Annotated in this window: 22 protein-coding genes and 4 pseudogenes; 12 read left to right on the top strand and 14 right to left on the bottom strand. The window is 44.0% G+C overall.

Annotated features, from left to right (window positions below; all coding sequences use genetic code 11):
* Positions 1–19: 19 nt before the first annotated feature.
* The 4 genes and pseudogenes from ACFPYJ_RS18140 to ACFPYJ_RS18155 form a co-directional block, all read right to left on the bottom strand.
* Positions 20–358, bottom strand: coding sequence for a DUF6143 family protein (locus ACFPYJ_RS18140; RefSeq protein WP_379189588.1), 339 nt, complete (start codon positions 356–358; stop codon positions 20–22).
* A gap of 101 nt (positions 359–459) precedes the next feature.
* Complete coding sequence (locus ACFPYJ_RS18145) at positions 460–873, bottom strand: hypothetical protein (protein WP_379189589.1); 414 nt, start codon at positions 871–873, stop codon at positions 460–462.
* Between the two features lie 152 nt (positions 874–1,025).
* Positions 1,026–1,502, bottom strand: a pseudogene (locus ACFPYJ_RS18150) (GerAB/ArcD/ProY family transporter); the annotation flags it as partial.
* 45 nt (positions 1,503–1,547) lie between these two features.
* Complete coding sequence (locus ACFPYJ_RS18155) at positions 1,548–2,384, bottom strand: helix-turn-helix domain-containing protein (RefSeq protein WP_379189590.1); 837 nt, start codon at positions 2,382–2,384, stop codon at positions 1,548–1,550.
* A 150-nt stretch (positions 2,385–2,534) separates the two neighbouring features.
* On the opposite strand from ACFPYJ_RS18155, the gene ACFPYJ_RS18160 reads away from it, so the two are divergent.
* Positions 2,535–3,665: a glycoside hydrolase family 88/105 protein gene (locus ACFPYJ_RS18160; protein ID WP_379189592.1), complete on the top strand. Its 1,131-nt coding sequence runs from the start codon at positions 2,535–2,537 to the stop codon at positions 3,663–3,665.
* 470 nt (positions 3,666–4,135) lie between these two features.
* Here the strand turns inward: ACFPYJ_RS18160 and ACFPYJ_RS18165 are convergent.
* Positions 4,136–4,344: pseudogene (locus tag ACFPYJ_RS18165) on the bottom strand (glycosyl hydrolase 53 family protein); the annotation flags it as partial.
* A 248-nt stretch (positions 4,345–4,592) separates the two neighbouring features.
* On the opposite strand from ACFPYJ_RS18165, the gene ACFPYJ_RS18170 reads away from it, so the two are divergent.
* A complete protein-coding gene (locus tag ACFPYJ_RS18170) occupies positions 4,593–4,988 on the top strand; it encodes a YmaF family protein (RefSeq protein WP_379189593.1) in 396 nt (131 codons plus the stop codon).
* A gap of 626 nt (positions 4,989–5,614) precedes the next feature.
* Here the strand turns inward: ACFPYJ_RS18170 and ACFPYJ_RS18175 are convergent.
* The 4 genes from ACFPYJ_RS18175 to ACFPYJ_RS18190 form a co-directional block, all read right to left on the bottom strand.
* The gene (locus ACFPYJ_RS18175; RefSeq protein ID WP_379189594.1) at positions 5,615–6,442 is read right to left on the bottom strand and encodes a carbohydrate ABC transporter permease; all 828 of its coding nucleotides are present in this window, start codon (positions 6,440–6,442) and stop codon (positions 5,615–5,617) included.
* 20 nt (positions 6,443–6,462) lie between these two features.
* Positions 6,463–7,365, bottom strand: coding sequence for a carbohydrate ABC transporter permease (locus ACFPYJ_RS18180; protein WP_379189595.1), 903 nt, complete (start codon positions 7,363–7,365; stop codon positions 6,463–6,465).
* A gap of 49 nt (positions 7,366–7,414) precedes the next feature.
* Positions 7,415–8,668, bottom strand: coding sequence for an ABC transporter substrate-binding protein (locus ACFPYJ_RS18185; RefSeq protein WP_379189596.1), 1,254 nt, complete (start codon positions 8,666–8,668; stop codon positions 7,415–7,417).
* Between the two features lie 278 nt (positions 8,669–8,946).
* Positions 8,947–9,354 carry a MarR family winged helix-turn-helix transcriptional regulator gene (locus ACFPYJ_RS18190; RefSeq protein WP_379189597.1) on the bottom strand — a complete coding sequence of 136 codons (408 nt, stop codon included), beginning with the start codon at positions 9,352–9,354 and terminating at the stop codon, positions 8,947–8,949.
* Positions 9,355–10,006: 652 nt separating this feature from the next.
* On the opposite strand from ACFPYJ_RS18190, the gene ACFPYJ_RS18195 reads away from it, so the two are divergent.
* From ACFPYJ_RS18195 to modA, 6 genes and pseudogenes are all read left to right on the top strand, one after another.
* Positions 10,007–11,521 (top strand): molybdopterin-dependent oxidoreductase, encoded by a 1,515-nt coding sequence (locus ACFPYJ_RS18195; protein WP_379189598.1) that lies wholly within the window; start codon positions 10,007–10,009, stop codon positions 11,519–11,521.
* Between the two features lie 4 nt (positions 11,522–11,525).
* Positions 11,526–12,425, top strand: a complete 900-nt coding sequence (locus tag ACFPYJ_RS18200; protein WP_379189599.1) for a molybdopterin oxidoreductase family protein — start codon at positions 11,526–11,528, stop codon at positions 12,423–12,425.
* Positions 12,385–12,894, top strand: a complete 510-nt coding sequence (locus ACFPYJ_RS18205) for a flavodoxin domain-containing protein (protein ID WP_379189600.1) — start codon at positions 12,385–12,387, stop codon at positions 12,892–12,894. Before ACFPYJ_RS18200 ends, ACFPYJ_RS18205 begins: the two co-directional genes overlap by 41 nt.
* 148 nt (positions 12,895–13,042) lie before the next feature.
* A pseudogene (locus ACFPYJ_RS18210) lies at positions 13,043–13,753 on the top strand (flavodoxin domain-containing protein); the annotation flags it as partial.
* 71 nt (positions 13,754–13,824) lie between these two features.
* The gene (locus tag ACFPYJ_RS18215) at positions 13,825–14,133 is read left to right on the top strand and encodes a hypothetical protein (RefSeq protein ID WP_379189601.1); all 309 of its coding nucleotides are present in this window, start codon (positions 13,825–13,827) and stop codon (positions 14,131–14,133) included.
* 58 nt (positions 14,134–14,191) lie between these two features.
* The gene (modA, locus tag ACFPYJ_RS18220) at positions 14,192–14,980 is read left to right on the top strand and encodes a molybdate ABC transporter substrate-binding protein (RefSeq protein WP_379189602.1); all 789 of its coding nucleotides are present in this window, start codon (positions 14,192–14,194) and stop codon (positions 14,978–14,980) included.
* A 163-nt stretch (positions 14,981–15,143) separates the two neighbouring features.
* Here modA and ACFPYJ_RS18225 read toward each other — a convergent pair.
* Positions 15,144–15,530 (bottom strand): annotated as a pseudogene (locus tag ACFPYJ_RS18225) (substrate-binding domain-containing protein); the annotation flags it as partial.
* A 500-nt stretch (positions 15,531–16,030) separates the two neighbouring features.
* On the opposite strand from ACFPYJ_RS18225, the gene ACFPYJ_RS18230 reads away from it, so the two are divergent.
* A complete protein-coding gene (locus ACFPYJ_RS18230) occupies positions 16,031–16,555 on the top strand; it encodes a hypothetical protein (RefSeq protein ID WP_379189603.1) in 525 nt (174 codons plus the stop codon).
* The gene (locus ACFPYJ_RS18235) at positions 16,500–17,060 is read left to right on the top strand and encodes a hypothetical protein (protein ID WP_379189604.1); all 561 of its coding nucleotides are present in this window, start codon (positions 16,500–16,502) and stop codon (positions 17,058–17,060) included. The genes ACFPYJ_RS18230 and ACFPYJ_RS18235 overlap by 56 nt, the downstream gene beginning before the upstream one ends.
* A 17-nt stretch (positions 17,061–17,077) precedes the next feature.
* On the opposite strand, the gene ACFPYJ_RS18240 is transcribed toward ACFPYJ_RS18235, so the two are convergent.
* The 4 genes from ACFPYJ_RS18240 to ACFPYJ_RS18255 all read right to left on the bottom strand — a co-directional run bounded on the left by ACFPYJ_RS18240 (position 17,078) and on the right by ACFPYJ_RS18255 (position 21,635).
* Positions 17,078–18,100 carry a 3'-5' exonuclease gene (locus ACFPYJ_RS18240; protein WP_379189605.1) on the bottom strand — a complete coding sequence of 341 codons (1,023 nt, stop codon included), beginning with the start codon at positions 18,098–18,100 and terminating at the stop codon, positions 17,078–17,080.
* A 52-nt stretch (positions 18,101–18,152) separates the two neighbouring features.
* Complete coding sequence (locus ACFPYJ_RS18245) at positions 18,153–19,175, bottom strand: hypothetical protein (RefSeq protein ID WP_379189606.1); 1,023 nt, start codon at positions 19,173–19,175, stop codon at positions 18,153–18,155.
* An 834-nt stretch (positions 19,176–20,009) separates the two neighbouring features.
* Positions 20,010–21,302: an FtsZ/tubulin family protein gene (locus ACFPYJ_RS18250; protein WP_379189607.1), complete on the bottom strand. Its 1,293-nt coding sequence runs from the start codon at positions 21,300–21,302 to the stop codon at positions 20,010–20,012.
* Positions 21,303–21,341: 39 nt separating this feature from the next.
* Positions 21,342–21,635, bottom strand: a complete 294-nt coding sequence (locus ACFPYJ_RS18255) for a hypothetical protein (RefSeq protein ID WP_379189609.1) — start codon at positions 21,633–21,635, stop codon at positions 21,342–21,344.
* Positions 21,636–22,090: 455 nt separating this feature from the next.
* On the opposite strand from ACFPYJ_RS18255, the gene ACFPYJ_RS18260 reads away from it, so the two are divergent.
* Both ACFPYJ_RS18260 and ACFPYJ_RS18265 read left to right on the top strand, forming a co-directional pair.
* Positions 22,091–23,281, top strand: a complete 1,191-nt coding sequence (locus ACFPYJ_RS18260) for a RepB family plasmid replication initiator protein (protein WP_379189610.1) — start codon at positions 22,091–22,093, stop codon at positions 23,279–23,281.
* A gap of 774 nt (positions 23,282–24,055) precedes the next feature.
* On the top strand, positions 24,056–25,405 hold the full coding sequence (locus ACFPYJ_RS18265) for a hypothetical protein (RefSeq protein ID WP_379189611.1): 1,350 nt from the start codon (positions 24,056–24,058) through the stop codon (positions 25,403–25,405).
* Positions 25,406–25,891: the final 486 nt, after the last annotated feature.

Below are 25,891 nucleotides of genomic sequence, written 5' to 3' on the forward strand. Positions count from 1 at the left end.
GATTTGACACGTTTTTTTATCAGGCGAACCGTCCATCAAGTGAGTAACCTACTTTTGGGACAGCCCCTTCCTTTGTTCGCCTTGGAAGAGAGATTTTGAGGGATTGTTTTCCAGGGGGCGGAAGGGTTGGACAAAACCATATCTTGGCCAGCAGATTATCTGCAGACATATTGCTTGATACAAAAATATCACAATATATATTAACTCCTGAATAATAAGGATTAATGAGTGCAGCCCACGCCAGATTTGTACGGCCAACATCAATAAATTCTGATTCTCCCAGAAAATATTTACCAGCTGTCGCTTTAACGAGGGAATTCGTCACATTGACTACTTTCAGAGGCTCATTGGAGTACATCGTACACCGTCCTTTATGTAAGACTCTATACGGGTTAATCAACGCTCCGTAGCGAGTGGGGCGTAATATTCAAATTTATGAGAGCAATGTTGTACATTATGTCAAAATTCATTCTCCCTTCCAGTCAGCAGAATGCGCATGAACCGGCATTTCGATATAGCTGCAAATAAAAAAATACCGGTCCCATAGAATCGAGGCGGTATTATCCGGTCTTTAGTGTTGGAGAAAACAATCATCCATCTCGCGGCCCAGACCATCCCCCGTTTCATCTGCCCCTGCTGTAATGCTTCGTCCAGCTGACCGGCATTTGAATATTCCCGAACTTCTGCAGACTTTGAAGACACACCATGCTGTGTAAAAAATTGAATGATATCCTCGGGTTTGACCTCATCCGGTTTCACGCCCTCGTTAATTGTCAGATCCCGAAGCGTTTCTTTAAAGTAGTTCACTTTTTTATCAGCCACCAGGGTGTCGAAATGAGGATTTTGTGAGGAATTGAGGGATTGATCCGACATTATCAACACTTCCCTTAGATCATATGTTTCCTTATTATCCCTTTACAGAAGAAGCGTTATGCATGGTCACTACCCTGTCTTGGCGTTCATCCGTTTAAACCATGTCACTGCTGTAATGAGGATCAGTGGAACAATAGTGAAAGTAAAACTCATTAACGGCCGAACCGCGGACACGGAAAACATGAATTCACTGGACTCTGATACATCGTGCTGGAGAGCAGGAACGTAATAAACGTAATCGGAAAAACAATATTTCGATAGTCACGCAGATTCAATAATTGCGACACCCCTAACACAAGAACGTAAAGAATAATCGTTGCTTTCATATATGAACCGATGATTAAACCGATGCCGGATAACATATCCACCCTCTCGAAAATCTCCCGGACATTAATCAAACGGGCAAGCTGGAAAACGGAATATCTGGCAGTTCCGGTTGTCGGCCCCATGGCCATAATGGAACAAATGATGACAATCATTAAACTGATAACGGTAATCACTAGGGACCAATAGAAAAGGCCGCTCTTCTTCAACACATCGCGATTGCAGGTGAAAGGCAAAAAAAATGACAAAAACACCACATCTGTGAATGGAAAGCTGCTCGCCATATACGCTCCATGAAGGACCGGGTTTGCCCCATTTCATCCACATTCCTACTAATATGGGACGCATCCTTACTTGTCCTTTCTGTAATATAACGGCGCATGTCCGGTAACTGACTTGAACACTCTGCCAAAATGCGTAACACTGCCGAAGCCGACCTTTTTGGCAATCAGACTGACTTTCATGGAGGACAGCTCCAGAAGCTTCTTCGCTTCCTTGATCCTGACGCTGTTCAAATATTCCACGAACGTAAAGCCCGTCGCTTCTTTAAAAAAACGGCTTAAATAGTAGGGACTGACGAAAAATTTCTCAGCCAGCAGTTGCAGCGACAGCTCATGCATATAATGGTTATTCATATAACGGACAACCTCGGAGATTCTTTCATGCATCGGGCTTGGAGATTCCAGCGGCTCCATGCTGTTTTGATTGACATGCCGGCAGCATATTATGAGCAGCTGCAGCACCAAAGTCTGCGCATACATCTCGAAGCCGGGCTTTTTCTCCTGCATCTCCTGCATGATACTCTGTGCAAGCGCCTCGATAGAAAGCCTGTCTTGCAGGAGACATTTTACGATGATGTACTCATTCTCAAACAGGGGCTGCAAAATGTCCCGATAGGAATCATTCACCGAGGCCATATAGTTGTCATGAATATTAACGATAAGCCGCTCATGCTTGGGCATTTCCGTATTGGTTGTCCGATGCAGTATATTCGGCGATATGATGATGACATCCCCTTCGTTGATGACCATCGTCCTGTCCTTAATAAAAAATTCCCGTTTGCCGGACATTAAATAGAAAATTTCGTACGTACTGTGAAAATGACTGATCGGCATATGGTGACTTAACGCTTTTCGGTAGGATACCGAGAAGGTCCCTTCACGGTTATCGAATTGAAAATCTCCCAACTTGTGCTCCCCCTCTCATTCGATTTGCCATTTATTATACGTCACTGCTCATTTACTGCAAGATATAAGAAGAAAAATGGCATTCTCGCAAAAAATGTACATATTCCTCTGCTAAGATAGGGTTAGTACAAGAAGGAGGAGTTAACAAGGGTGAATTCTTCAGAGTCCAAAACCAAGAGCAAATTACAAGAGGCACTCTCCCCCATTCAATGGGCTGAGAAGGCCTGCGAGGCGTTAATGTCCAAGTTTGAGCCGGAATTGCTTCCTCCGGACCGGTTCCACTATCATCAGGGAGTTTTTCTGTCGGGTATGGAGAAATACTGGCGGGAAACCAAGAAGAATAAATACTATGATTATATCAAACGGTGGGTGGACAGCCAGGTTCTCGCAGATGGCAGCATCAAAAAATACAAACCGGATGAACTGGATGATATTCAGCCTGGTGTGCTTCTCTTTAACCTGTTTGAGCAAACGGGCGATGTGCGGTATAAAAAAGCCTTGCACACGCTTGTACCCTTATTAAAATCATGGAGAACCAACCCATCGGGCGGGTTCTGGCATAAGGGACATTACCCGAATCAAATGTGGCTGGACGGGTTATATATGGCTGGGCCGATTGCCATCCAGTTCGGCAAGACATTCGGCGAAAGCGAATATTTTGACATGATGACTTTCCAAGCAATCTTGATGGTGAAGCATACCAAGGACCCTAACACCGGCTTGCTGTACCACGGGTGGGACGAAACCAAAGCAGCTGCTTGGGCTGACCCCGTTACAGGCTTGGCACCGGAGTTTTGGGGACGCGCGATCGGTTGGTACCCTGTCGCCTTGCTGGAAATGTTCGAATACCTTCCCGAGGACCATACGGATAAAGCAACGCTGACAGGTATCCTTCAGGACCTGCTCATCGCCCTGACGAAATACCAAGATGCCGCTACCGGCTTATGGTATCAGGTTGTCGACAAAGCAGACCGGCCGGATAATTGGCTGGAAAATTCCTGCACGGCCTTGTACGTACATGCCATTGCCAAAGCAGTGCGATTAGGCTATCTGGACAGCAAGTATCTGCAATATGCCTGGAAGGGCTATCAGGGGGTCATTGATACGCTGAAGCTTGATGAGAACGGCAATGTAATCATCGGCCAAATCTGTATCGGCACAGGGATCGGTGACTACGCTCACTATATCGCGAGGCCTACCAGCGAGAATGATTTGCATGGCGCTGGCGCCTTTATTCTCATGTGTGTGGAAATGAGCCTAGCTCAAAAAGCGATTTCATAATATTTTCAATACAATGAAGGGACTGCCCTTAAGCCTTTATGACTTTTGGCAGCCCCTCAACGTGTGCTTCCTTTATTCTCGGTTTTGATTGATATCGATCGTCGTAATAAGAGCCGAACATTTGAATCTGAAACGGGCGATACCATGTTTGCGGAACCAAAATATTGATCATTCCCAATACTTCCGGAAATCCTTCGCTGCTGATTTCACCGTTTCCCCTGATGATGGAGTGATTGGTAAGATAGTGACCGATCGCTCTTCCGGGAATCCCCGAGTTAAGTTAATCACTAGTGTTGCATTACGTAATTCTCAAAACTATCAGTTTTTCTTTTTGCTAAGCATGAATTTCATATGATAGAAAAAATCGCCGAAAATTGCGCAGGTCCCGCCCAAAATGAACGGGGCCTGCGCTTTGTATGACGTGTAAATATCAGCATTTCAATACATCTATGGAGCGGCCTCATCACTCAATAGTGGAGGGTCAGCATCACACTCATCCCCTGATCCTTCGCACGTTTAGCCAGTTGGCCAGCCTTTTCGGCATTCATAAACCGTTTCCGTAATCGCTCATGTTCGGATTAACACAAACCCGAAGCCGGACGGAGTTGATTTGATAATCATTTTTAAGAATTCGAAGGATTCCTTTTGTAACGCCATTTTTATCCTTCCATTGATAACCGTTAAAGGGCCACTCGGTTGCTGCAAAATACAGATTTATCATGCCTTTCCCTGCCTATGAATGCAGCTTCTTTAGCATTTTGTATGCTTTTTTAAGCTTCAAAAGAGTTCTTAAGATCAACTATGCCAAAAAACAAATTTCAGCCGGAAGCCGTTCTGCCACACTCAATGGGCTAAAGCCGTTCCCCCACATATATCCTGAACCATACATTATCCTGTAATTTACTTGAATTTTGAAGGGAGCTCTACATGAAAATCCCTGTTACCGGGTTCGTGCTGGATTCTGGTGAGGATGATACTCATCATTCACACAAGCTCTATATAACGTCTTGGAATGACAATCCTCGCCAAGTTCATATTCATTCAATGTCCGGTGTAACTTCCATAAATGATGGACATTCTCATGAATATGTGAGCTGGACTGCTCCTGCCCCTACCGGTGTACCTCATGTGCATGGATATAATACCGTTACTTTCCGAAGTCAAGGTCATACCCATCTCATACAAGGAACAACTGGCCCAGCTATTGCCCTTCCCGGTGGTGGACACTATCATTTTTTTGAAGGTTATACGACAATCAATGGCAGCCATCCGCATTCTCATGGATATAGCGGGCGAACGGGCGCTGAAGTCAGCAGTATGTAAAAAAATACGAAGGGGCTGTCCCAAAAGCCTTAACAATGGCTTTAAGGATGGCCCCGTCTGGTTTTAATTCAGGTGAAAAAGATGGCTACTCATGCGGAAACGTCTTCCGATCGCTGTTGTACCTCTGAATTTTTGAACTTGGAGTACTTTATCGGTGAAATTCAGGGTACAAAGGCGAACGCTAACGCTTCTTCAGACTGTTTCCGCCTGCTTCGCCACTAGTCTTGAGGTCAGATGGCTTTCCCTTGCCCGCAATTTACTGAAAAAAGCGGTAGTGGACAAAAACAAAAATTGGTTGAGCAGGTATAATACCCTGTTCAACCGCTTTTCATTTAAAACAACGAATTTCCCTTGTAAGAGGTGACCTTAATTACTAATTGGGACAGCCCCTTCATAGATGTGTTATAGCTGGACAAAATACATAGGTTAGACGACTTCCATATCTTTGAGTTGGCGATACAAGCTCCAGCGGAGCTTCTTACCATGGCTCACAGATTTTAATTGATGCCGTATCCTTGATACAACTGGGCTCGGATCTATGCCTTGGGCAGTTTGCCAATAGTAAGCCTGGATGTGTGAACCTTCGGGTTCAGCTGCTTTTCTATAAGGATCGGGTTTGTGCCGACTCAGCTCTTGACTGCCCCGGCTGCGATATCCGATATAAACTGTCTGCTGATAAATAAAAATAAGATAATAAGCGGTAAGACTGCCAGCAGTGTACCCGCGATGACCATGGAGTAATCCGTCACATAAATACCGTTCAGTGACGATAAGGCGACCTGCAGCGTAAACTTTTGTTCGTTATTCAGAATAATCAACGGCCAAAGATAATCGTTCCAAACCCCTATGAACGTGAAAGCGCCGAGAAAGGATAACGCCGGCCGCAGTATTGGAAGCATAATATTCCAATAGATGCGGAAAAACCCGCACCCGTCGATTCGACCAGCCTCCATCAATTCGGGCGGAATGGACTCTTCCGCATACTGGCGGATCCAGAAGATACCGAAGGCATTTACCATGCCCGGGATGATCAATGCCTTGAACGTCCCTACCCAGCCGAATTTCGCCATAATAACGAAGGAAGGAACTAACGAGAGCTGCGCCGGCGCCATCATCGTAGCTAGAAGCAGGATGAACAGCCACTTTTTCCCCGGAAAGTCATATTTAGCAAATGTAACGCCCGCCAGCGAGTCGAAGAATAGTACTAGCAGCGTTACGGTAACCGCCACAAACAGCGAATTGGCGAAGGCGCCGAAGAAATCGATTGTGGAGATCACTCGCTCGATATTGTGGAAGAGCTGCGTGCCAAACCACAGTTTAGGCGGATAGCTGTAAATTTCTCCCGTTGTTCGGGTGGCCATGACCATGAGCCAATAGAAGGGGAAGATGGATAGCAAGAACCCCACAATCAAGACCGTATGCAGTATAGCCGATTTCCATTTGCTCGTAGCCATAGAATTCTCTCCTCTCCTGGTTACTTCGAATCCGGATTCCCTTTGACCAATCTCCAATTCACCATCGAGAATAGCGCGATCAGAACGAACATCCCCCATCCGACCGCTGCGCCGTATCCGAAGTAGTTGTTGATGAAGGCTTCCCGGTACAGGTACAGTACGATGGTAAGTCCACCGCCTCCGGGTCCGCCGTCGTTACCAACGAGAACTTGCGGTTCCGTAAAAATCTGCATACCGCCGATCGTGGATGTGATGACGGTGAACAGTATAATCGGCCTCAGAATCGGAACTGTGATCCGGAAGAATGACTGCAAGCCCGTTGCCCCATCCATTCGCGCAGCTTCATACAACACGGTTGGAATACTCTGAAGGCCGGCAAGATAAATGATTGCGTTATAACCGACCCAGCGCCAGACGATCATCAGGGAGATGGCAAATTGAATCCCCCACGTCTTCTGCAGAAATTCTATGGAATTCAGCCCAACTAGGTTGAGAATATAGTTCAACAAGCCGTAATTGCTGGAGAACAACGTGCTGAATACGATGGCGACAGCAACGAGCGATGTTACGTTTGGCAAAAAAAAGCCGATTCGGAAGAATGTCCGACATTTTACGAACGATGCATTCAGCAGAAAAGCTAAAACGAGCGCCAAGAAGAGCATCGGAATCGTCGAATAGATCCAAATGAGCAGGGTATTGCCCACCGAATGCCAGAACTCGGGATCGCTGAGCATGAACCGGTAATTGTTCAATCCGTTGAATGTCATGTCGCCAATGCCATCCCATTGCTGAAAGGATAAATACATGGAGAAAGCGATGGGGAACAGTCCGAAAATAGCAAAAAGAATGTAAAAAGGCGAGATAGCTGCGTAAGCTTTGCGATGCTTCCAAATTTCAACAGCCAATCCTGTTTTGCGTTCCATAGGTTCAACCTCCTCGTTCATTCATTCTTGCTCTTTTTGGGAACGCTATCTAACGGAGCAGTTCTTTGTTTATTCTTTGCAATGCATCGTGCCACGCTTTGCCCGGATCCTTGCCTTGAGAAGACACGGATTGCAGTTGACGGTTCACAATGCCGTTAATATTAACGTATCTAGGTCCGAAGTACGCCGGCTTCACATTCAACGCCGATTCCGTGAAAACCTCGCCAGTCGCCTGGCCGCCGAAGAACGCCTCCTTCTGACGCATCACCGGAGCTTCAAGTGCTACCTTTGCAGAAGGAAACAGATTGACATCGGCAAAGCTCTTGATCTGGTTCTCCGGATTCTGAATCCATTTAATGATCTGGAACGCCTCATTCGGATGTTTGCTTGTACCCATAATAGCCAGGAAAGATCCTCCATTATTCCCATCTCCTCCCGGCGCCCTTGCTACACGCCACTTACCGGCCGTATCAGGAGCGGCTTGCTGAAGAACTTCCTTGTTCCAAACGGCACCTACGAACGATGCGATCTTTCCGGTATTCATGGCGGCGCTCCACTCCGGCGTTCCGCCGTTTGCATCTGCAAGCAGCCCCATACCAGAAGCCTTTACGGCAAGATCCCAGGCTTTCCTCATGGAAGAGGAGGGATCCTCCCCAATGAAGGCATTGTCCTTAGAGAAGTAGATGTTCTCACTCTGAGCGTTCACCTGCGTATAGATACTGCCGATATTGTCCGTCAGCTTGACACCGCCTCCGAGAGCGTCCTGAAGCTTCTTACCTGCTGCAAAATATTCGTCCCAGGTTCCCATCAGCTTGTGAACCTCCGCAGGATCGGACGGCAGTCCCGCCTGCTTGAACAAGTCGGCCCGATAGTACAAAGCGGTAGGACCCGTATCGATCGGCAGGGCGACCATGCGTCCCTGCGGTGTCACGCCGAGCTTCCATTTCCAATCCAGATAATCCTTCTCGATGTCGCGGGCCCCGAGTTTGTATAGGTCATAGAACCGGTCGGCATTCGGGAACATCTCCGTTACCCAGTCATTGAAGGCAATAATGTCGGGCCCTCCGGAACCGGCAGCAAGCGTAGTCTTGAGCTTGGATTTAAAGTCACCGCCCACTTTCTGAGCAACGATCTGCACATTAGGGAACTTGGTTCGCGCGGCCTCAATTAGCTTGTCATCGAGTCCACGATTCCAGTACCAAATTGTAAGCGTTGTCTTTTTTTCGGTAGTTGAATGTGGAGAGCAACCGGTCATGATGATTACTATCATCAGAATCACCGATAAAATCGTATGTTTTGCCATATTCGCTGCCTCCCATCTTCAATTCCATAATGTAGCAAAGCATATTAAAGCGTGCTTTACGGTTTGATTCCATAATATAAACCTGAATATACACAATTGAATCTGAGAAATAATGGTAATCTGCAAAATCAAAATAACCGCTGCCTCTGAAGAGACAGCGGTCCATGTGCGTGGATTACATGAGCTTTATGAAAGGGCTATCGACCTCCTTTTCTTATTGACCAATCACTATTAAAAGTGTCCTCTGTTATTCAGATATTCATTTTAAGCTTGATATTCTATTCCGAATGAGGTTTGTCCGAATCAAATTCAAGCAAGCCCGCTCTTGTTAACTCATCTCTGTGACTTTCAGATAACTCCTCGAGAATCCCCATTCCTTCATCTGTTAGTCCAATGAAAATACTACGTTTATCTCCAGGGTTTGGGAATCGTTGTACTAAACCCAGTTCTTCACAGCGCTGTATAAGCTCCACACAAGCGTGGGGGGTGATTTGTAGTCGTTCGGCTAGCTCTTTTGGCGTAGCGTACTCCCGATCAGGGAACCCCATAATGGATAACATGAGCTGATGGTATTGAGGAGTAAGTCCTTTTCTTCTGGCAGCCTCTTCACTGAATCGAATAAATTTACGAATGCGATATCGGAATAGAGCCAGCTGCTCGTACACATTTTTAGGTAATCGTTCCATCTATAAACACCCGGCTTTCATGAAAACTGTACTTTCAGTGTACAGTATCCTCAGAAATGGAAAAAGAAATAATTTTACTTTCTTGTCTGCTGGTATGTTCGAGCCGGTTCAAAAAATCTTCCAGAAGCATGATGGACTGTTCCCCGTTCTTCCAAGCAGGGGTTTCGAAATGAACATGCTGTACGCATTGAATCCGCATTCTACTCATCCTCACTTTGTTCTCCATTCATCAAAGGTCGGATGCTTCCACCCTTCCACCTCGAAAAACTAATTATGTTAAAACATATCTGATTATAATTAATATATATCGTTCAACGACTTTTTTCAATAAACCGATGTCATATTATATGACATAAATTTAGACCGCTGCGGGTTCAAGCTCGAAACACACAATAGTCTCCAATTTAGCCTGATGCAATCGACATAACATATCGAATTTGCGTCATGTTCGATCACACAAAGTGATTCTACAATAATTTAACCTCATAACACTCCATAATTAATGTCATATAACTTAACATCAACCATTGACTTCACTCGTAGTGCGATATATATTTAGACATATCCAGTTATAATTAGTGATGTTTGATATAACTTCTATCGTTTTTCTACCAATCCACACGTGCCATGCACGTCTCACAGGTGAAGGATCATGACTACAAAAAAAGTGAAAAGCGTCTGTCCCTATTGCGGTGTTGGTTGCGGAATTGTGCTTGAAGTGTCCGACAACCGTGTTGTCAAAGTCACGGGCGACAAAGAGCACCCCACCAATTTCGGCAGACTATGCACAAAAGGAAATACTTGTGCTCAAGCGATTGCCGAATCGGGACGCATGGAATATGCCTATAAACGTCCGAATCGAGGCGTCGAGCCGATAAAAATCGGGATCGACGAAGCAATAATCGATACGGCAAAAAAGCTGCGCGCCATCCTCGACGAGCACGGTCCCGACGCCTTGTCCTTCTATGTTTCGGGTCAGATGTCTCTGGAAGCCCAGTACCTCATTAATAAACTCGCAAAAGGCTTCGTCCGAACCAATAACATCGAGTCCAACTCGCGCTTATGTATGGCGAGTGCCGGCAGCGGCTACAAGCTTTCACTCGGAGCCGATGGACCGCCGGGTTCTTATCAAGATATGGATCAAACGAACCTCTTCTTCGTCATCGGAGCCAATATGGCCGACTGCCATCCGATTCTGTTCCTGCGGGTCATGGACCGGGTAAAAGCGGGTGCCAAACTGATAGTCGTTGATCCGCGCCGAAACGCGACCGCTGACAAGGCGACGCTTTTTATGCAGATCAAACCCGGCACAGATCTTGCCCTGCTCAACGGCCTGCTGCATTTAATCGTCAAAAACGGTCACACCGATCCAGCTTTTATCAGTGAATTTACCTCCGGTTGGGACGATATGCCAAGCTTTTTGGAGGATTATCCGCCCGATAAGGTGTCCCAAATTACAGGGATACCCGAAGAAGATATCCGCCAAGCGGCTCAATGGATCGGCGAGTCTCCCGAATGGATGAGTTGCTGGACCATGGGACTGAATCAAAGCACGAACGGCACCTGGCATACGAACGCTATCTGCAACCTGCATTTGGCTACCGGCAAAATATGCCACCCCGGCAGCGGGCCCTTTTCTCTCACCGGACAACCGAATGCAATGGGCGGCCGGGAGATGGGTTATATGGGACCCGGCTTACCCGGACAACGTTCCGTTCTTGTCGAAGCCGAGCGTCATTTTATCGAAGATATGTGGAATATCCCCCGTGATGCACTGCAGACCGAAGTTGGCACTGGCACCGTGTCCATGTTCCAAAGCATGCAGGCTGGGGACATCAAGGCGTGCTGGATAATTTGCACGAACCCCGTCGCCACCGTTGCTAATCGAAAAAACGTTATTGCAGGCCTGCAGGCCGCCGAGCTTGTTATCACACAGGATGCCTTCTTCGAAACCGAGACAAACCGATACGCGGATGTTATGTTTCCCGGCGCTTTATGGTCGGAGGCCGAGGGGGTTATGATCAATTCCGAACGCAATCTGACCTTGATGCAGAAAGCGGTCGAGCCACCCGGAGAAGCGCTGCCGGATTGGATGATCATCGCCCGGGTTGCTTGCGAAATGGGTTATACCGCCGCTTTTTCTTACGAAAGCTCCGCCGGTGAATGACGGCGTGAGCCAAACGCTGAAAGAAGATGCGGACGGAAGCCGTCCGCGCATTGTTTTCCCGACCGGAAGCGGAAAAGGCATCTTTCTGGCTCGTCCCTCCTTACCGCCTGCCGAGATGCCGGACAGTGAATTCCCCTTTGTGCTGAACACAGGCCGGTTGCAGCATCAATGGCATACGATGACAAAAACCGGGAAGATTCCGACGCTCAACCCCGGTCCTTTTATCGAGATACATCCCGAAGACGCGGCCACGTTCGGTATAAGCGATAAGGATCCCGTAGAAATCCGGTCCCGACGCGGCCGGTCCGTCCTGCCGGCGGTCGTCACCGACAGGGTACGGCCAGGCAATTGTTTTGCGCCGTTTCACTGGAACGATGTTTTCGGAGAAAACCTTGCCATCAACGACGTAACCAACGATGCGATCGATCCGATCTCGTTTCAGCCTGAGTTTAAATTTTGCGCCGTTTCGCTGGTCCGCGTGCAAGTCAATCTTGACGATGAAGGAACCCTTTCGTCTGATGGCGGCACCCTGGTCCACATAGATACAAGCGAAATGGAACCGATAAGGGAGGAAGTATATATGGCTAAAGTGGATACACTCGCAAGTATGCTTGGCATTGATTCAGCCTCCAGCTTGACGCTGGACGGTCATGAAAAATTGTATGTTGCAGGATTCATGATGAGCCTGCGAACCGACGATTCGAGAACGGCTTCCGGTATCCCTGTTCTTCCTCCAGCAGCGCCTATCGAACCATCCAAACGCTTTTTGCTTGATGGCATGCTGGCAGGAATGTTCTCCCGCACTTATCTTCCGGACACAAAATTCCGCGACGATACCGGCGGCATCGTCTACGATAGCGACGTTGGAGCCCCCCGCACCGGCCGTTCCGGAGGATTCAGCTAAAAAATCGCGGGTCACTATCCTTTGGGCGTCGCAAACCGGAAATGCCGAAGGTGCTGCAAACGAGTGCGCCAAACAGCTGCAAGCCGCCGGTCATGAAATCCGTCTTATCAGCATGGATGCCTATTCCATGACAGACCTGCCATCGGAACGCAATATGCTGCTTGTGGCGAGCACATTCGGAGCTGGCGATCCTCCGGATAACGGAGAAACCTTCTGGCAGTCGCTGCAAGCAGAAAGCGTCCCCCGTTTATCTGAGCTTCGCTATGCCGTTCTGGCATTCGGCGATACCAACTACGATCTGTTTTGCGGATTCGGGCGTAATCTTGATACGCGCCTGGAGCAGCTTGGGGCGCAGCGGCTTATGAATCGCGTCGATTGCGATACGGACTTTCAAGAGCAAGTTGATGCATGGATGCCTGCCGTTCAAAAAGCTCTAAACGAAGAGAAGCCAAACCAAACCGGCAAATGAAAAAGCAATAGCCGGGGAGAACAAAACGCAAGGTACGGCGCTTCCATCGTCAACTGTCTCAGTATCGAAATATGCTGAAGAATTGGCAGCGACGAAGGAGACTTTAGCCAATCGAACTTACGACCGCAATCATCCTCTGTACACAAGAATGTCTTCAAACCGTCGCTTGAGTAAAGACGGCTCCGAGAAGGAAACGCGCCATTATGTGTTCGACCTGAAGAACACGGGACTGCACTATGAGGTCGGTGATGCGCTGGGCGTCTTGCCGACTAACTGTCCGGAGCTTGTCGATGAAATCCTTGAAGCCGTTAAACTGAATCCGTCCACGCCGGTGAAGCTCAAAGGTCAAGAAATTCCGCTCGTTGCTGCACTGCTTCGGTATTTCGATATTACCCGAATTACGCCTGCCAATCTTCAGTTCGTTCAGGAACGCTCCAACAGCGAATGGCTGGGGCGCCTGATGAAAGACGAGAACAAAGCTGAGTTGAAGAAATGGCTGCGGGGCCGGCAGCTGGTCGATCAACTGCAAGAGTTTCCCGTGTCGGTAAGCGCGGATGAATTTATCGGCATGCTTAAGCCTTTGCAGCACAGATTATATTCCATTTCCTCCAGCTCCAAAGCGAATCCGGACGAAGTTCATATCACGGTTTCCACCGTGCGTTACCCGTTCAACGGGAGAACAAGAAAAGGCGTTTGCTCAGCTTTCCTCGCCGATCGAGTTCAGATTGATACCGAAGTTCCGATCTTTATCCAGAAGGCCGCACATTTCCGTCCGCCAGCCAATCCGGATATTCCGATGATTATGGTCGGACCCGGCACCGGTATTGGACCGTTTCGCGGCTTCCTTCAAGAGCGGCAGGCAATCGGAGCGAAAGGGAAGAATTGGCTCATTTTCGGCGAGCAGCGGGCTTCAAAGAGGAATTGGAAGCCATGCAGCAGAATGGTCATCTGCACCGATTGGATACCGCCTTCTCTCGTGATCAGTCCGAGAAAATTTATGTCCAACACCGTATGCTGGAACATAGCGCGGAGCTGTGGGCGTGGCTTCAGGAAGGCGCCCACTTCTATATCTGCGGCGATGCCAGCAACATGGCCAAAGAGGTGGATGCCACACTAAAGAAGATCATCCAGCAGCACAGTGGAATGAGCGACGCTGATTCAGACGCTTACGTGAAGGAGATGGTGCAATCCAACGATACGCACGTGATGTTTATTAGAACGATCAACCCGTGCCTCTAAATGATAAAACGTCATTTCCTTATGTTACGATAAGCAGCATTAAATCTTAGAAGAGAAAATGGAGGAGTTTTTGTTGAAAAAATTGTCTTCGGTATTAAGCCTGCTTTTAATGCTTGCCGTACTGGCCGCGCCACTGCAACCGGCTGTTGCAGCCAAAGCCCAAACCGAAATTTTGGTATCCGCTGCGGCGAGTCTGAAGGACAGCTTGAACGAGATTGAAAAGGTATTTGAAAAAGAACATCCGAACATTAATTTGACATTCAACTATGGATCATCAGGCACACTCCAAAAGCAAATCGAACAAGGCGCCCCAAGCGATCTGTTCTTCTCTGCCGGTAAGAAGCAGATGGATGCATTAGTGAAGCAGGGATTGATTTCCAATAGCAAAACCATTCTAAATAACGAACTTGTGATGATTGTTCCTTCCGATTCGAAACGGACATTTACTACTGTAAGAGAGCTGAATGACAAAAGCATCAAAAAAATCGCGATTGGGCAGCCCGAGTCGGTACCTGCAGGGCAATACGCTAAAGAAACCTTAATTACCCGCAAAGTTTGGGACCAATTGCAAAGTAAACTGGTATATGCGAAGGATGTACGGCAGGTGTTGACTTATGTGGAGACAGGCAATGTGGATGCAGGGTTTGTCTATAAAACCGATGCACTCACATCGAAAAAAGTAAAAATTGCTATCAAAATCATTCCCGGCGTACATACGCCGATCGTTTATCCGGCCGGCATCGTCAAAGAATCGAAGCATAGTGTCGAGGCCAATGCCTTCTTTACCTTTTTACAGTCTAAAGAAGCAAGCTCTGTCTTCAAAAAATATGGATTTAAACTGCCTTAAGTCTAAAACGCGAGCAGGATCAATGCTCCTTCTGTCCTTCATTATGCTGCTTTTGAAAAACTGCTTCACGGAGCATTAAATAAAACGCCCTTCTCACCTGTACGAATTCAAGGTGATGAAGGGCGTATTTATTAGCTCTCATAAACAATTTCACCTATCCGGCAAGATCGTATTGTTCTTGGATCAGCGGAATAAAATCAACACCACTCACGATATGTGCTACTTTTTCAATGCCCACGCCAACGTCCGACTCTCCAGAGGCGACTTGTCCGGCGACAGCTATATGGTTGTTTTCCTCGTCTTCGTGTCCCGATATGTTCGAAGGCAGAATGTTGTGAAGCCTTAATTGTTCGTCCAGCAATACCCGAGCACCGGAACCCTTTTCCCATTTGACGATCCGGATGCCTTTCTTATCTAGATCGGCCCAGGATTCCAGCTTGTGCGGATTCCCCTTTTGCACAAAAAGTCCCGCTGTGCGGCTTAACAAGTTGACCACCACATACGATTGACTTAGCATCAAGCCTTTCCGAAGCAGTGCTGCCTCACCTGTAATTACCTTTACATACGAGCTTATCCCCTGGCGCACGCAGTGTCTTCCAAAAGATGAATTATTGCCGCAGTTATTGATTCATTAATCGATTCAGTTATTGAATCATTAGTTGATTCAATAACTGCGGCAATATTAATTTCCACATGATCATATCTCCATTAATTTAGAACTCACTCCTCAGCAGCTGCCTGTTTAACTTCGTTTTGTGAAGGTCTTTTGGCGTCTTCGGGGTTTGCTGATATTCGTTTCGAGTTCTCTTTTTTGTAATCTTTTCCGCATCAATTCTCCAAGCCGTATTACATCATCCTTGGTCAGTTTTGACATCTAAAGCAGCTCTCCCTCCCTATTAGTCCTCTCTATTAGAATTGCCTGATTCTATGAAAATAAACCTCTTGTCTGCTTGTTCTAATGTCCCTTTCACTCCCATAAGCTTACTATAGGAATTATGGAACATTAGCATTTTGGAATTATGACCCTAGAGCTAAGGGAGGGTAATCGGCATGAATCAGGATCGGGGAGAGCGGCCTCAACTGAATGGGATATTCCACACCCATTCCGTTCCTATGAAAGCAGCTCCGGATACCAATCAGAAGGTAATAGAAGCAGCGGGGAAACTAATTAAACCTGCTAGACGGGAACGTTCAGATAAGCTGAAGGATATTAAGTTTCCGGTAACACCAAGCGAGCGTCAGGAGCTTCGCCGGCGTGCGATCGAAATGGGAGTGACTGGTCGCAATGAGACGATTTCAAATACAAAATTGCTCATTTTGGCTCTTAACCAACTTCGTCTTTATCCGGAATGGTATCCGCCACTTGTCTATAAAGACAGCAAGCAATATATGCATGTAAAGCCTACGGGTATGGTTTTTAAGCAAATTGAGGAATTAGCGCTGCAATGGAACTGCTCCATCCGCTGCGCCTGTCACCGCCTGCTCATGAATTATATTTTTAAAGGGGAGGTTATTCTGCGTGGTATCCAAATTCAATCAGAGCCTTATCCGCCAAAAGCTCATCAAAATGACTGAATCGGCTCCTGGACTATTTCAGCGTCTGAATAAAAAATCCATTTCAGTTATGGTTCGAACACGAGGAATCGACCTGCTGAGAGCAGAGGTTTTTCTTGATGACCTCAATGTTCTCTCTGGCGGTGAGTATCAACACTACTTTACATTTACTCCATTTGTTCAATTACTTTACGATGATTTCTTACTCCAAATACGCAAACAATATTCACCGGTAGAAATGGCTAATCGGCTTGTAAGCCGCCGCCGGAAATATTTTAACAACCAAGATGGATTATGTTCTCATACTTTAAAATCAAAATGGTTTCTCATTCCAGTTCCCCTGGAACGGCCTTTAGTTCTTCGCGGAGAGGTGTTTCTTCATGATCTAACAGTAAGCTGCCCTGGTTTCAAAATGAATTTGTCTGCGCTTCTTTCTATTCTAGTCCTGGATTTTATCTCCGAGATCCGGAAAGGCAACCAGCAAGAGTTAATAAGGATGATTGTTAACCGACTTGAACAAGATTAATTGTCGGTTGCCGGCCCTTACAGCAGTAGAGATTCCTTGTACAGCGATTGCATTAACGCAAAGTTGGCAGCTGTGTCGCTCCAAGCTCGATGAGGCTGTACATTGTGAATATCAAAATAGACGCATAAATCTTCGAGGCTGTAGCTCTTTACGTTCAATAGTGACGCTTTCGCTAGTTTATGCGTGCACAGAATACGCCCCTGCCACATAGGGAGACGAAACTTCTTACAATGCTCCTGCAAAATAGCATAATCAAAGCCAATATTATGGCCGACCATTACGGAACTATTCTTCATAAATGAGAGCAGTTCTTTGATCGCGTCATATCCCTGCTTTGCATCTTTCACTTTATCCTGAGTGATTCCAGTTAGCGCAGCAACGGCTTTAGGAATACGAATGCCAGGATTGATCAACGTATTGTAGCTGTCCACAACTAAACCATCCCTGAACCGAAGAGCACTGATTTCAATTATTCTGGCGAACTTTACCGCAAATCCTGTAGTTTCCAAGTCTAATACGATACCTTCCCGGGGCATCTCAATATTCTCGTATACTTCAGGCGATTCCAGCTGCTGGATTCGATCTTTAAGCTGATTGTGCTGATTGTGCTGTTTGCGATGCACTGACGCCATTTCTTTAAAAGCCTGCATATTCAAACTGTACAATTTATTCTTTACAAGCGTTTGATTTGTAATTTCCTTGTAGACCAAATCCAGCTCTTCTAAATAATCTTCATTAGACTGATGTTCAATGTGACTAAATGAATGTAAGTATGGGGTGACAGCTTGACGGGCACTGCCGCCTGGGAGCTCTAAAAACAGCTTTGAGAACGCGTATATCATCTTGGTATTCGCATATAACTGATAGATCGGCTTCAAAACGAACCCTAATGCCTGCCAGAAAGCTGCCCCAGCTTCAAATTCTGAAGCAACATACTTAAATCCTTTTTTTCCGTCCGGCATCTCACAATATAATACAATCACTACTTCTCTTTCCTTCTGATACATCTGGGCTGCAACAATAACGTTCCCATGTATCATTAACATCACCTCTTAACAAATGGAATGAATACAAAGAAGCTCCGCTCGGAATCTAACTAGAAAACAGTCTGCCAAAGAAACCCTTCCGCTTTTTCTCTTTTCCTGTAGTCGACAACCAATAGCGAATTTCAAAGTGCAAATCCGTGTTCTCTTTGCTAATTTGCTGCAGCTGTTCACGTATCGATTCTCTTTCATTTTCACTTGCAGCATTCTCAAAGGTTTCAAACAACTCAAGAATTCGCTCTTTTATTTTACTGATATGTAATTCTCTTTCGTCTTGTTTAAATTTCGTAACTCGATCTTCAGCTGCATTTTTGTACATTCTAATCGTGAATGCTTGAGACGGATTCCCTTGCTCTAATTCACTGAATTTCTCAAGTAGAAGCTCTTTCTCAGCAATTGAAGTATCAGCAGCATTAATCTTTTGATACAAATCATCAATTTGCAGTTTCACTTCTTCATCATTACGAGATTCAAGCATTAAGGTCTGTGCAGCAGATTGAGCGGCAGCTTTAGCACGATCTTCCACTTCTTTAAAAAAATCACCGCTTTGAATCAATTTGTAGAAGTCCTTGAATTGATCCATTTGCTTCATGACTTGAAATAGCAAATCATTATTACTCTCCCCTGCTTTATTGTCAGAAGCAGCAGCAGGCTTAGTTATATTGCCATAGATCAGCTCTTTCAGTTGAGGCAGTGTATATTCCGAACCTTCTCCAGTTAAGCCTATGATCATCTTTATCTTAAAAACAGATATGTAATTATGCTTATAAATTTTACTATTTCCCTCACCCATCGTTGTAGGGTTTATATAGTCTAGGAGATCTCTTCGTTTGTTCTTAATGACATAATCTTGAGTTTCACATATTTCAGCAACTTGACTTGAGATATACAATGCTTCTGGATCCATGGACAGAATCTTATCTGTCAGAATACGCTCCAACCAGCCCCGTTTTTTATAAATTTCATAAAGTACCGACTGACCATCAAATGCTTGTATGAGTAATTCCCGAATCTCTTCTTTTTTCGCTTCTTCAACTTCTTCTCTCGTAAACACTCTTCCTTCATCCGCCACTTTATATCACCTCAATTTCAATTAGTAAACCATAACAATCATATAATCTTATTTTACAGGATTCACACCTGAATAAAAAGCGTTTATCCCGGTTTATTCACCTCAATCTCAAATCCGTGCAAACACAAATCAATTCATCGTAAGTCGATTTTAGCTGAATTTATTCACTTTAATCTGCACTTATTCGGACTAATCTTAAAGTGAATTAATGCGTATTATAGACCATCATCTGCATTAATTCACCATAAGTCGGTTTTAGCTGTATTAATACACTTTTATACGAGTTGATTCGTATTAATTATAAAGCGAATTAAAGTGAATTGCAGCCTGTCACTTGAATTAATTCATCATCCATTCGAATCTGTTTGTCTATAATCGTATTAATTCGGATATACACGGTTTTATTTAGAGATGAATATGTGCGTATAATCCTAACTTATCCATCGAAATCCGGCTTCTTCGTATAAGTGTGAGTTATTCAGCGGATGAATAAGGCTGAATAAGTAGGTTTTATACAGGTTTCCAGCTTATTTGGATCTTTTTTACATAATAAGCATCTTTAATTCAAGTTAAAGAGGTCGAACCCGGATAAGAAGATAGGGGGGAGGAGGTGAAGAAAGAGGCTTTTAGTTGTAATTAATAAAGAGTATTGACTCTTTTGCAAGATATAATTAATCATTCGATAACCAATTCAGCTACTTGACCCAAACAATCAAGCCTTACAATTAAGGAACTGTCTGCATTACCAAAGCAAAAGCCTTTTAAACCAAAGAAAAATGGTTTAAAAGGCTTTTTGCTTTGTACACCTAAAAGAAGGGGGGAAGTGCTGCTTAATTACTTATTAAGAATACTAAACGGATCAAAGTCGTCTTTGTTTTTGATATCGAGTTTCGCAGCTGCAACCTCGGTATTGGCGAATGGATCCTGAGCCGTATTCACTTCAGCTTCAACTTTTTTTCGTGAGAACCCGGCTAAAGCAGAAATAGCTGAATCCTCCTGTGCGAAAATATCCTCTGATTTATCCTGAGTTTCTTTTGCTTTAAGCACCAAATCATTCACGCGTTTAGGTAATCCAAGGCCCGAAACAAGCGTATAAATGGAAATATCCTCACCCTTTGGATCATCGTAGACAGCAATAGACTTCTCAGTTGCAAAAGGAGACAAACTCTCTACTGTAGACTCGATAGAGTTTATGAAAGACATCGAGAAAATACGTTTAGCTGTATTCGGATGAGCTACCATACTAACGGCTAATCTAGTAGCTTTCTCAAATTGATAGCCATCAGACAAGGTTCCGTTTTCGATTGATTTCTTGAAATCCGGAAGGAATGTTCCTTGGTTTGCAGTATCAATCGCGCCATTTGCAAACTCTAATTTCCCTATAGAAATTAGTCCCGGCGATTGCAGGGTCTTAAGCAATTCAGAACTATCGAAATGATAACCGGCAATCGGATTAAAGCTTGACGTAACAACGTTGATTTCATGCAGCGCTGAAGCTATGTATTTGTTACTATAATCCAGATACTCCGAAATGCTCGCCTGTGGTTGTTTTTTAATAAAATCATTATATAGTTTTTGGTTATCTACAACTAAAATACAGCCTAGATTCTTTAATGCAGCCGCTAACATTTTTAAGCGATCAAGTGCATTTTCGATAACAGTTGACCCTTCATTATCACGGGGGAGGGTGATCATTAATCCGCATTTATCTTTGAATCCATTGGCATAAAGCATTCTGATCGCTTCAAGTATACTGCCGGTTCCAGTACCGCCGCCAAGACCGCCTATAACCCAAATAAAATCCCGGTCAACGAAGAATTCAGTTGCTTCTTTCTGAATCATCTCACGATGCTCTTTGAAAGCTGCTTCCCCAATCGCTATATCTCTTCCCGCGCCTTTCTCGTATCCAGGAAGTCCAATTTTTCTAACATTGCTATGCTCGCTAAATTTACGAAGATCCACTTCATTCGTATTAATTAAGAGAGCTGTATAGGGATTATGGTTATTCGTAATTTGAGTTTTAATCGTTGCACATTCATATGCGATTGAACATCCACCCATTCCTAGTCCAAGAAACCCGAATTTCAAACTTAAACTAAGGTCTTGACGAACTAATACATTTTTCATTGTCACACCATCCTATGATTGTTTTTATGAGATTTATTTTCACTTTTGACTGGTTTGAATAAACGAAATTAGTTCCTCTCCCAATGAAGAAACCTTATATAATCGAGCCCGCCCGAGCACCGTTATATCTACTAAAGCAGCACCTTCTAACCTAGCGGCCATCTCATCTAACATATGCCTTGAACCAAGCAGCTTTTCTTTTGTGTTTGTTTGCTGCTGATAATATTGATTAACCAGTTCACCAAGAAGTTCCTTGTTTAAGGGACGATCCTCTTTCTTCAAGATAGCTAACGCCCATTTACCGTAGCCTAAGCGCTCCAATAGCAATTTCAATATTTGCTCTCTGGTAAAGATATTTAATCCCTCCTTCATTCATTTATTGAATCGATTCGAATCTATAACTGCTTCAATAGAGTAATATTAACCTATATTCCATAAATATGACAAGTCAATTTGCGAATTATTCCATTTTATCGTGGGAATCGTTACTTTTTCTATTGATGCAATAGAAGTTCGTATTGCATCAATAGAAAAAGCATTGAATCGAATAGAATCGATTCAATGCTTTTATAAGCTCTTTTGCTAACTAAAGGCTCTACCCGTTTCTTAAACCATTCCATCCTGAGAATTCCTTCATCAATCAACACCTTTAAAATCGAATTTATTCGGATCAATCTATCTACTTCCACATAAACGATGCTTCCTATACAGGTTTATTCGTGTTGATTCAGCAATATTTAAATAGATTCATTGTGTTCATAGTACTTAAATAATACAATAAGAAGAGGATGAAGGATGAGGGAGGGGAAGGTATGAGTAAAACAATAATTAAGTACTTAGAAGACAAGACAGTAAAACTGCTCGAGAACAAACAAGCTCTAATTAACTCCAACCAGAACAGTTACGTCATTGAATCTGAAATGAAGCAATTTATCGATTCCGCATGTCATCCCATGATCAACAAACGAATTAATGAATTAATCCGGATATCTGCTAAACTAACCGAACAGAAAAACGCAGTCCAAGTCAAAATCCTTCGTGCCATGGAAGAACACAAAGCACCTGATCCTGATTATGAGCAAGAAAGAGATTTTCTGGAAATACAGATATCGATTGTCGATCGGTCAATTGAGAAGAAGCGTGAGTATCAACGCACATTCACCCATCAGGTTGATCGGAATTTGATCGAGCATCCATTCATCTCTTCCACCCAACCTAATGAGAAGACGCTTGAGAAAATGCGAGACAAGGGCATTATCAAAATGGAAAAGACTGGATTCAGAAAACTTTATTATCAGAACGAGAACGGCTACTTACTGGTACCCTATGATAGCAGAGTATTAATCGGTTTATTTAAGCTCTGGGAAGTAAAGGGGAAATCAGCTCAATTCACATTTGAATTCCGTGAACTGCTTCATACCATATACGCGGACATTAACGGCGGGGAATATACGCAAATTCATAAGAGCCTTCAAAATCTCGCAACAACATCTATTATCATGGAAGAATATCTGGATCCTGAGAGCGGTAAGCGGACGCGAACTAGAATTCATAATCCTATAACAGATGCCGATATCGACAGGGTCAATAACAAAGCTACCATTGCTTTTAACTCTTATTTGCATAAGAGCCTCATCGTAGGTAACGTTGTAAAGATTAGCATGGCTTTATTCAATGATTTAGCCTCACCAATCTCCAAGACTTTATATCTGCTGCTTGCGAATAAGATTAAAGATAATGAAACTATTCTTGATTATAGTAAATTAGTTAATCATTTGGATCTTCATAGTTATGAGAGCTACAAAGCGAACAACTTGGTTAAGAGTTCTCTCGAAGAATTAAAGAGCTTCGACTTTATTAAAAACTTCACCATAATTAAAGAGGGAAGAAGCTATTCCAAAATCCTATTCGAGCCCTCCGATTGGGTCCGTGATATCGATGTCGAGGAGCATGCTTCTTTATCACTTGGCCACTTATAACGCACAGAGATGATATGTCTCTGTGTTTTTTTTTGATTTTTCCCTGACCGAACCGCTAGAAGGCCAAAACCACCATTGATTTACGATTATAACCACCTCTGATTTACGAAACCACCTCTGACTTACGACTTTATATTCTTTCCAAGTGAATTATTAGTAAAAAATAATGAATTATTGCGTCCTTCTATACCACCTCTGATTTACGAAACAAACAACCTCTAACTTACTGTTCAACCAGTCTCTCATTTACCAAACCACTTCTGACTTACGAAAAACCACCTCTGACTTACGAACTAATGCGTCTTCGATTTACGAAACCACCTCTGATTTACGAAATTATGCGTCTCTAACTTACGAGTCAAACATGTTTTGATTTACGAAACCACCTCTGATTTACGAAGAAACCACCCTCTCGTTTACGATTGACCATTATTTACAGGAATGATATTGTCGAAAAAGAGTAGAATTAGTTAACTTTAGCGATTCGTACTACAAATGAAAAAACCCCCGCGGCAACGGAGGTTCTTCATAAGTAGAAAACTCTACTTGTTTTAACCAGCGGCAAGCAACCGCTGATCGGTCTTGCATCGATTTACAACTAATTAACCTAGAGACAAGCTTGAAAATGCAAGTTTGTCTTAACACAGCCTCTAACTCGAAAAAAATCGAGATAAGGAGGTCTGCTTTAATTTTGTCAAAAATAGTTGTGCATCTATTATTATATCATTCTCAGCCTTTAAAGTCGAGATATTAACAGGAAGGAGGTCGGACTTTTTGCGAGCAGCAATGGAAAATAATCAAGCACCATTTTCATTGAATTATTTAACCCTCAACAACAAGAACAATGGTCCGACCTACCCTGTGGTAATCGACTACACCGTTCTAACTGAATTTCTTGCTCTTGAGAAGAAATATGCAACCGATACCGTTAAGCTTTTCCGACGCAACAGCCATCCCCTGAGAACCAATCATATAACGGACACATCCATTCGATTATTAATGACAATCGGACGGAGATTTAATACGAAAGGTCACTTGAATGGCGTCACGATACATAATCTTTACCGATTAATGAACGATGAATATGAGAACAGCTGCTCGAAAGAACAATTTTATGCTGAATTTCAAAAGTTTATCGATACCGGCATCATTACAGTCTCGCAAGACGGCGTTTTACAATCCTTTAAACTTTCTGCTTTTAAACGTGATACAGAGCGGTTTATTATCATTAATCCGGTTGTTTTCACTAAAAAGTTCACAGACTTGGAGGTAGCGGCTCAGAAACTGTTTCTCTATGTGACTTCACGGAATGGTAATAGCGGAGAAAGAGAATTTAAAGAAACAATCGAACCTGGATGCTGGTTATACACGCTTACACATAAAAATCGCCCCTCTCAAATCAAAAAACTGTTAAAAAGTTTATTTGATCTGCAGCCCGTTGATCAATGCTCCTTGCTCAAATCCTACTCCATTTCAAAAGATAGTTTCGGTCGAACAATGCTGCGCTGTACAATTAATCCGGCCTATATTGTCCGGCACGAGGCAGGTAAACATTATCGCTCTGTACCAGCTGCCAAGATTCCCTCTTCCAGGAAAGCAACACGTCTCCGTCAACTGCTGAAGCTGAATGGAGTATCCGAATTCGAAAAGCTAAATCACGGCTTACCTTTCTCGCGGCTGCTTAAACTAACAAACCGAAGCAGTATCAAACTATTGCGTCATGTTTCAGAGCGTATCCATGAACTGTTCGCTCTGCATCGATATGACTCAGAGCGTGGTGACGATATCGTTAATACCATTAAATACGAGGTGGAATCGGATCATTTCTTCGAATACATAACCATAACAAAGCAAACAGGCGCTTATGCATATCTGGGAATAGGAGAGGATTCCACGGATAGCAGCAGACCATTACAATTTTACCGGAACATTCATAAACAGTTTACACCTAAAGAGTTCCGTAAAATCTGTCTGCGAGCATTACCTCTATTACAACAGCAATTCGGATCCGGACTTCATTCAGAGCTTATTCAAGATTCAAGGAACAATATCAATTACCACTTCTACCTTGAGGATCTGCTCATCAATCTGAAGTTCGGCTCAACTGAACAGCTTGCAAACTAGCCCACCCTGTAAAAAGGGAGGGCTATTCCTACTGCATTTGTACTCACATCCTTAATAAGGATGAAAGCTGTTCCTATACAAATCAAAGATCATCCTCTGTTGAACGACAGCTTCTGTTCACAGTGCCACATTCATCTGACATGCAAAATGTTAATAAATCAGAATTAATAAGCCTGTACATGAATATCAAAAAGCAAACTGTGATTTATTTAGAAATATGTTGTATTTTAATTGATTATCAGCCGAGAATTTAAAAATTATCCCCATTCTGAATAAATAACCACAAAATAAATAAAGTCTGAATTATCCACAGGTGGATAATTACGTTCTGAAAAAATGTTTATCAACAAGGCTCAATCCCAGGCTAGTCCTGAAGGTGCATCTGCCCTAGAAGATTTTATATTTAAAAGATACTACTGTTTATAAGATATATTCATCAAGGCTTATCAATATTCCCCTGATTTACCTATTCTATCTGTCATTTTC

The organism is Paenibacillus solisilvae, from assembly GCF_042656405.1.
Classification (GTDB): Bacteria; Bacillota; Bacilli; order Paenibacillales; family Paenibacillaceae; genus Paenibacillus_Z; species Paenibacillus_Z solisilvae.

Excerpts from the sequence above, each read along its gene's own strand:
- ACFPYJ_RS18140 (WP_379189588.1), bottom strand. The coding sequence starts at position 358 with ATGTACTCCAATGAGCCTCTGAAAGTAGTCAATGTGACGAATTCCCTC.
- ACFPYJ_RS18145 (WP_379189589.1), bottom strand. The coding sequence starts at position 873 with ATGTCGGATCAATCCCTCAATTCCTCACAAAATCCTCATTTCGACACC.
- ACFPYJ_RS18170 (WP_379189593.1), top strand. The coding sequence starts at position 4,593 with ATGAAAATCCCTGTTACCGGGTTCGTGCTGGATTCTGGTGAGGATGAT.
- ACFPYJ_RS18175 (WP_379189594.1), bottom strand. The coding sequence starts at position 6,442 with ATGGCTACGAGCAAATGGAAATCGGCTATACTGCATACGGTCTTGATT.
- ACFPYJ_RS18180 (WP_379189595.1), bottom strand. The coding sequence starts at position 7,365 with ATGGAACGCAAAACAGGATTGGCTGTTGAAATTTGGAAGCATCGCAAA.
- ACFPYJ_RS18185 (WP_379189596.1), bottom strand. The coding sequence starts at position 8,668 with ATGGCAAAACATACGATTTTATCGGTGATTCTGATGATAGTAATCATC.
- ACFPYJ_RS18190 (WP_379189597.1), bottom strand. The coding sequence starts at position 9,354 with ATGGAACGATTACCTAAAAATGTGTACGAGCAGCTGGCTCTATTCCGA.
- ACFPYJ_RS18195 (WP_379189598.1), top strand. The coding sequence starts at position 10,007 with ATGACTACAAAAAAAGTGAAAAGCGTCTGTCCCTATTGCGGTGTTGGT.
- ACFPYJ_RS18215 (WP_379189601.1), top strand. The coding sequence starts at position 13,825 with ATGCAGCAGAATGGTCATCTGCACCGATTGGATACCGCCTTCTCTCGT.
- modA (WP_379189602.1), top strand. The coding sequence starts at position 14,192 with ATGGAGGAGTTTTTGTTGAAAAAATTGTCTTCGGTATTAAGCCTGCTT.
- ACFPYJ_RS18230 (WP_379189603.1), top strand. The coding sequence starts at position 16,031 with ATGAATCAGGATCGGGGAGAGCGGCCTCAACTGAATGGGATATTCCAC.
- ACFPYJ_RS18240 (WP_379189605.1), bottom strand. The coding sequence starts at position 18,100 with ATGATACATGGGAACGTTATTGTTGCAGCCCAGATGTATCAGAAGGAA.
- ACFPYJ_RS18250 (WP_379189607.1), bottom strand. The coding sequence starts at position 21,302 with ATGAAAAATGTATTAGTTCGTCAAGACCTTAGTTTAAGTTTGAAATTC.
- ACFPYJ_RS18260 (WP_379189610.1), top strand. The coding sequence starts at position 22,091 with ATGAAGGATGAGGGAGGGGAAGGTATGAGTAAAACAATAATTAAGTAC.